This window comes from Methylophaga sp. UBA5088, assembly GCF_002414625.1.
Taxonomy (GTDB): domain Bacteria; phylum Pseudomonadota; class Gammaproteobacteria; order Nitrosococcales; family Methylophagaceae; genus Methylophaga; species Methylophaga marina.
Genome location: NZ_DIAC01000127.1, coordinates 306 through 7532 on the forward strand (window position 1 = coordinate 306; position 7227 = coordinate 7532).

Genomic DNA, 7227 nt, shown 5'->3' on the forward strand with positions numbered 1-7227 from the left:
TCCTGGGCTTTTTCACGAATCGAACAGGTATTGAGCAACAATACGTCCGCTTCTTCAGGAATATCTGTAGGTTCTAATTGATGAGATGCCGCCAGGACTTCTGCCATTTTTGATGAATCGTACTCATTCATCTGACAGCCGAATGTTCTGATATAAAGTTTGCCAGCCATAGTTTCTGCTAAAGTCAAAGGGCGCACAGGATACTATTTTTTAGCTGATTAGTACATACAAGTGATTGTTTTTACTAATAACTGCAAATATAGTGTGGGAAGCAACAACAACAAGGAAGTGAATCATGGCAATCAAGGATTGGCCTGCCGATGATCGCCCTCGAGAAAAGCTTTTATTATCAGGTGCTAAGGCATTGTCTGATGCAGAGCTACTGGCGATTTTTCTGCGCACGGGTGTAAAAGGATTTTCCGCTGTCGACTTAGCCCGCAAACTCATCCATGAATTTGGATCGTTGCGGCGCTTACTGGAAGCGGATCAGCAAGAGTTTTGTCAGGGCCATGGACTTGGCCAGGCAAAATATGTGCAATTACAAGCCGTTCTGGAGATGGGCCGTCGTCATTTAGAATCCAGCCTGAAACATGGCGATGCATTTACCGATGCAGACACTACCATGCGTTATATAAAACAGCGTTTACGTGCCTACCCGCATGAGGTTTTTGCCTGCCTCTATCTGGATAATCAGCATCGTTTTCTACAGTTTGACGAATTATTTCGTGGCACGATTGATGGGGCCAGTGTGTATCCACGTGAAGTCGTCAAGTCAGCACTCCAACATAATGCTGCAGCGGTTATTCTTGCTCATAATCATCCCTCAGGTATTGCTGAGCCCAGTCAGGCTGATATTCACATAACGAAACGCATCCAGTCTGCACTTGACCTTGTGGATATCCGAGTACTGGACCACATCATCGTCGGCGATGCTGATGTAACCTCACTTGCACAGCTTGGCCATGTCTAACTATGTCAATTGCCTCATTAACAAATGAAATGACCTAATTAGAATAAACTCAGGCTCTCTATCATTGATAGGTTTACGTTAAACCGGATGAGAGAGTTATCATGAAGTCTATAAAAGTAGCCGGTCTAGGCTTATTACTGAGTCAAACCATTAATGTCTATGCTGCTGAAAACAGGTTAATTGATGATGCCAGTCTGAGCTTGGGCAGTCTGGTTGTATCATCAGATAGCACGGGGCCATTGACCTCGCGCAATCTGTCGACATCTGTTGATGTGCTGAACCAAGACCGTATTGAAGATCAAAATGTCAATTACACATGGCAGCTTTTTGACCAAATGCCAGGTGTGATGTTAACGCAGTTCGGTATGGGTAATGAGTCTGGCAAAATTTCCTTTCGTGGCTTTAATGGTGAAGGTGAAGTTAATGCAGTAAAACTCCTCATCGATGGTATTCCCAGTAATCAGAACTCCGGCAATATGCCTTCTCTGGAATTGCTGACACCTCTGGAAATCGAAAGTATCGAAGTCGTACGAGGCACGAATGACCCACGCTACGGTTTGCATAATATTGCTGGTAATGCTGGCATCTTTACGCATCAAGGCGGTAACTATAACAAAGCCCGCGTCACTTATGGCAGCTATGCGACACGAAATGTACAGTTTGTCAGTGGTATAGAAAACAATGGCTTCTCGCAAAATTACGCAATCAGTTATCTCAACTCAAACCGCTACCGCCATCATAGTGATATTGAAAAAAGTACTTTTTCCGGAAAATGGTTTTACACAGCCAATAGTGGGCGTGCCCAAGTTGGCTTGATTGTGCGACATGGTAAAGCTGAAGGTGAAGAAGCGGGTTACCTGACACGGGCTGAAGCACATGATGATCCTGAACAATCTCGACCACATAACAAGGCAGATGGTGGTGATCGCATGATGACTCAATTCAGCGCTCATCTGGATATTGATATCGCTGATAATCTTTTCTGGACCAGCAAGGCCTATCTAAATGAGTTAGATGAAGATCGTTATGTCACCTTTGCAGCAGGCGGCAACCATAACGAACGATTAACCGAAGAAGAACATAAAGGCGCTTTAACGACTTTAACCTGGCGACCGGATGTGAGCTGGGCGCATGAGTTCAGCCTGATGGGCGGCCTGAGTGCTGAATGGCAAAATAATGAAAGTCGTCGTTATATCGTCGACCTGGACCGAAGCCGAACATCAGAGACACGTAACCAGAATTTCGATTTTGATATTTATGGCGGCTTTATCCAGGCCATTTATAAACCCACTGAAAAACTGAAAATTGTCCCTGCTTTCCGTGTTGATACGGTGCGTGGCAGCTTAAATGACAACGGCACACATCGCGATATCAACGATTACGGTAATATCAATCAACCTAAGCTGAGCGCCGTTTATTCTTTTAATGATCAATATGCTGTATACACCAACTGGGGCAAAACCTTTCAGGTCGCTTCTGGTGCCGCCAGCTATAAACAAAACACATTATCAAACGATCTCGATGCATCGATTAACGAAGGTTGGGAAGTCGGACTTAAATTCACTCCTACAGACTGGCTGAATGGACGCGTTGCAGTCTGGCAGCAAGTCGCTGATGGTGAGTTTAAAACCAAGTTAGGTGACGCGAACAATGACAGTGAGAATATTGGTAAAACGCAACGTCGAGGCATAGATTTTCAATTTAATGCACAAGCCACTGATAAGCTGGGCCTCTGGTTCGCTGCCTCATTCCAGGATTCTGAAATCCTTAAAGCGGGTGCAGATAAACCACTTAATAAAGGCAATGAGATTGATCATGTACCACACTATTTGATTGATGCCGGCGCAGACTATCAAGCCACACCAAAGCTTAAATTATCTTCTTGGGTCAGTGCGCAGGATGATGCTTATTTAAATCAGGAAAACAATACTAATAAGTATGGTCAATACGTTTTGGTTAATGCATCAGCTAGCTATGCACTGACAGAAAAAGTCAGGCTCGATCTCGAACTTAAAAATATTTTTGACCGCTATTATGAGTATGTTTGGATGAACTCAGAATCAATGCATTCGCCCGGTGATGGCCGTTCAATATATGGTTCTATTCAATATGACTTTTAATTACGCATGAGAAAAGCTCGACAGCTGTGGCTGGACATTCACACCTATCTTGGACTGAGTATCGGTTTATTACTGGTCTTATTAGGTCTAACAGGCAGTATTTTGGTGTTTTATCTGCAATTCGATATCTGGTTAAACCCAGATATCGAAGCGGTGTCGACAGCCCCTGTCCGTCAGCAACAAGCTGTCTTTGATCGGTTACATCAACAATTTCCAACACGAACGGATTCCTGGCGTATTGAACAACCATTGCATCCAGGCTGGCCCATCATGGCGCGTTATTACACACCAGTTGAAACTCGCGACTCGATGTTTGCGCCTTTAATGGTCACCCTTGATCCTGTCACACGAGACATCACCAGTGAACGATTCTGGGGCGAGTTTGCGATGACCTGGATCTACAATCTGCATTACACCCTGTTACTAGATAAAAACGGCAAAACCTTTATTGGCATCATCGGCCTGATTAGTCTGATATCACTCATTTCTGGCATGGTCCTATGGTGGCCAGGCTGGCTAAAATTACGCCAGGTGTTGGCTTGGCGTCTGCGCTCCAGCTATGCCAAAAAAGTGTTTGATCTCCATATTTTGTCAGGCAGTTATGGTTTTATTGTGCTGTTAATGCTGAGCTTAACGGGAGCGGCGTTGGCGCTACCCACACAAACACATGACATTATTCGCACCTTTTCACCATTAGCCTCAAGCCCCGATCTGACTCGTTCACTTCACGAAAAAGCGAACAAGCCTGTTATCTCAGCAGATGCCGCTGTAAAGTCAGCGTTTACAGTTTTCCCCGACGCTGAGTTACGCTGGGTAGAGTCGCCGGGTAGTCAAAAAAATAGTTGGCGCGTCGTTTTCTATCAACAAGGCGAACCCAGTCGTCGCTTCCCGAGAACTCAGGTTTGGGTGAATGCATACAATGGTCAGATTGTCGCCAGCCGTGATGGGTTGGCTGATAAAGCCGGAGATAAAATCCTGAATTGGTTACACCCTTTACATAACGGTGAAGTCTTTGGACTGACTGGGCGGATTATTGTCTTTATCAGTGGCTTTGTGCCGTTAATATTATTTGTTACTGGCTTATTACGCTGGCAGCAAAAGCGGCGCGCCAAACAACGCACCGCTTCTCGTCATATCTAATCCTCGTCCCAATCTACTGGCGTGTCTTTAAAGACTTTTTTGCCCGTGAACATCGCAGAAACCAGACCATTACGTTCCCGAAGCTCGCTATATACGACGCCCAGAATATGTAAGATGATGGCCAGGCTCAGTAACCAGAATACGATTTCATGTATTTCTTTGAAGGGTGAACGGAATTCTCGCATTTGTTGATAAGCGGCCTCATTAACACCATCTTTTGAATAGGGCTCGACCAAAGTTTCAGTCTGTGGACTCTCTGCTACCCAGGCCTTAAAACTCTCTCCAAATGGCGGCATATAGACATCAGTGCCACCCAGTACCAAACCGGTTACCGCCTGGGTCGTTAATAAGATAAATAATAAGGTCACCATCAATCGTGCCAGAGGATTATGTCCTGCAAACCCCACCGGCTTACCCTCGTTGATGCTCTCCAGGTATATTTGCCGCTGTTGTTTATACTTTTTCCCTACTGGCAAAATGGCTGCCCAACGACTAAACCGGTTCCCGATAAACGTCCAAAACAAACGCACAGCTAAATTAATTACAAACACATAACCAATATAGACATGCCACGTCTTTAACAGAATTTTGCCATCTGTGCTTACACCAAGGGCTTTACTGTTCAAGATAGCGACCCCGATTGCAATCAATGCAATCACCGACAATACATTTATCCAATGAAACCAACGGACCATGCGATCCCATACCGGGTATTCCGTTAATGTTCTAGCCATTTGTTTTTTCATTTCTCTCTCTCTTCTTATTTATCGACACGACAATATTCACCGCTCCAGTCATGGAGATAGGGTGTGATCGTTTTATGCTCTTCGAGATGGTTTTTCCACCAATTTTTTAGAAAAATAAGGACTTGCTCTGGCTGCTTTTGCTGTTTAGCGTGATGACACTCAACCTTAAATTCAGTGATCAGATTATCCATAGCTTGTTGATAGTTTTTGAGTTCTGGATATTCCGTTGAATTTAATATGCCCTCTTCTGTTTTATAATGAAACAGGATATAACTTATCAAAAGCTTAACAGTGGGTAATAAGGACTCAAACTCCAGCTCTTGCTGTAGAAAATAATGTAATGAATTGATAGTGGCTAGAATGGCACGATGCTGCTCATCAATAATAGGCACCTGCTGACTGAACTCATCTTGCCATACGAGCAACAATGGTCTGTTCATGCCCATCTCCTAAGCCTATTTCACAGCTATTTTAAACTGAAAACGGATATTTAATAGCCTCATGATAGCGGTAGTCTTTTACCTCAAAATCATCCAAGGTCACCCACGTTTCCAGATCCTTTAATGATCGAATCTCAGGGTTAATGTGTAAGCTGGGCGAAGGGTAAGGCTCACGTTTTAATTGCACATCACGCATTAACTCCAGCTGATCTTCATAGATGTGAGCATTCACAATCTTATGATAAGCCTTGCCCGGCTTGAGACCAGAAATCTGCGCCATAATTTTGAGTAAAAAGAACACTTGCACCTGATTAAAATTTAACCCTAGCGGCACATCACAAGAACGCTGGTAAGAGGTTAAATACAGCGTATCACCTAAAACAGAAAAGGTATGGGTATGCATGCACGGTCTGAGACACCCCATATCAAACTCACCCGGATTATAAAAGGTCAGGATTTCACCTCGATCATCAATACCGCGTTTCAGATCATCCGCGATCTTTTGTAACTGATCTAAGGTCGAGCCATCAGGCTTTTGCCAGCGACGGCCCTGAACGCCATAAACCCGCCCCATATCATCTTCACCTTTGCGGTGAGGATTATTTAGCCAGTCTTTATTATCGTTGGCATTAGCATCCCATGTACGACATCCAATGGCACGGAAGTCTGCTGCATTATCATAGCCGCGCAGGTATCCCAGCATTTCTGCAATAGCCGCTTTCCAGTAACTTTTTCGGGTAGTGATGAGTGGAAATTGGTTATTAGCGACATCATATTCCAGGTCAGCATTAATGATGGTCAGACAACGCTTACCTGTCCGCTCATTTTCCACCCACTCGCCTTCGTCAATAATACGTTGGCATAAATCCAGATACTGTCTCACTCAGAAGGCTCCAATTCTCACTGCAAATTGCTGATGATTTTGGCATTGCTTGTTCCGACAAACAACCTCATTAAGGCGACAGGTTATATTTTTGCATCCGATATAACAGGGTATCGCGACTTATTCCTAGTAAACGGGCCGCTTTAGAACGATTTCCAGCCGCCATCTCAAGCGCTTGTTCAATTAAATCCAGTTCCACTTTGGCGAGATCAATGCCGCTGGGCGGTAATTGAAACTGATGCTGTTGTATAGTCACTTCAGGGCGCATCTCTCTGGGTAAATCACCCGGCTGTAATAGCTCGCCAGCATGCAATAAGGCAAGACGCTGACACAGGTTTTGTAGCTCTCTGATATTACCAGGCCAGTGATAATGTAAAAAACTTTGTTCGGCTTCTTTCGATAAACGCACCACAGCATTATTACCCGCATAAGCTTTCAGGTAATGCTTCATCAGCAGAGGAATATCTTCCGAACGCTCACGTAAGGCAGGTAATTCAATCGGTACCACCTGTAAACGATAAAACAAGTCAGCCCGGAACCTGCCCGCCTTCACTTCAGCTGGCAAATCGGCACTGGTCGCGGCGAGTATACGCACGTCAGCGACGTGCAAACGATGGCTTCCCTGTAACTGACACTCACCGGCTTCCAGAAAACGTAAGACTTTTGCCTGAACTGATAGTGGCAATGCATCTACTTCATCAAGAAAAACGGTACCGCCCTCTGCTGCCAGCAAACGACCACGAAACGTGACTTCACCTTGTTCATTACTGCGACCAAACAAATCCAGCTCAATATCTTCTGTAGGTAGCGCAGCACAATTGATGGTCACAAGCGCATTATCTTTACGACGACTTTGCTCATGCAGACTCAAGGCGATTAACTCTTTACCGGTGCCTGTTTCACCACTGATTAACACACTGGCATCACT

At 44.7% G+C, this 7227-nt stretch carries 7 protein-coding genes and 1 pseudogene; 3 read left to right on the top strand and 5 right to left on the bottom strand.

The genetic code is table 11. The features are described 5' to 3' along the window. Positions 1-170: pseudogene (locus tag B4K20_RS15665) on the bottom strand (tRNA (N6-isopentenyl adenosine(37)-C2)-methylthiotransferase MiaB); the annotation flags it as partial. A 125-nt stretch (positions 171-295) separates the two neighbouring features. Between B4K20_RS15665 and radC the strand changes: the two are divergent. From radC to B4K20_RS15680, 3 genes are all read left to right on the top strand, one after another. Continuing rightward, entirely contained in the window at positions 296-970 is a 675-nt protein-coding gene (radC, locus tag B4K20_RS15670) for a RadC family protein (RefSeq protein WP_286303485.1), read from the top strand. Positions 971-1071: 101 nt separating this feature from the next. Then, on the top strand, positions 1072-3090 hold the full coding sequence (locus B4K20_RS15675) for a TonB-dependent receptor (RefSeq protein WP_289283631.1): 2019 nt from the start codon (positions 1072-1074) through the stop codon (positions 3088-3090). A 6-nt stretch (positions 3091-3096) separates the two neighbouring features. Beyond that, the gene (locus B4K20_RS15680) at positions 3097-4230 is read left to right on the top strand and encodes a PepSY-associated TM helix domain-containing protein (RefSeq protein WP_289283632.1); all 1134 of its coding nucleotides are present in this window, start codon (positions 3097-3099) and stop codon (positions 4228-4230) included. Here B4K20_RS15680 and B4K20_RS15685 read toward each other — a convergent pair. The 4 genes from B4K20_RS15685 to B4K20_RS15700 all read right to left on the bottom strand — a co-directional run. Then, positions 4227-4976 carry a cytochrome b/b6 domain-containing protein gene (locus tag B4K20_RS15685; protein WP_289283633.1) on the bottom strand — a complete coding sequence of 250 codons (750 nt, stop codon included), beginning with the start codon at positions 4974-4976 and terminating at the stop codon, positions 4227-4229. The two genes, B4K20_RS15680 and B4K20_RS15685, sit on opposite strands and share 4 nt — an antisense overlap. 14 nt (positions 4977-4990) lie before the next feature. Further along, a complete protein-coding gene (locus B4K20_RS15690) occupies positions 4991-5416 on the bottom strand; it encodes a hemerythrin domain-containing protein (RefSeq protein WP_289283634.1) in 426 nt (141 codons plus the stop codon). 31 nt (positions 5417-5447) lie between these two features. Next, positions 5448-6299, bottom strand: coding sequence for a thymidylate synthase (locus B4K20_RS15695; RefSeq protein WP_289283635.1), 852 nt, complete (start codon positions 6297-6299; stop codon positions 5448-5450). A gap of 70 nt (positions 6300-6369) precedes the next feature. After that, positions 6370-7227: sigma 54-interacting transcriptional regulator (locus B4K20_RS15700; RefSeq protein WP_289283636.1), on the bottom strand; the 858-nt coding region annotated here is incomplete at its 5' end.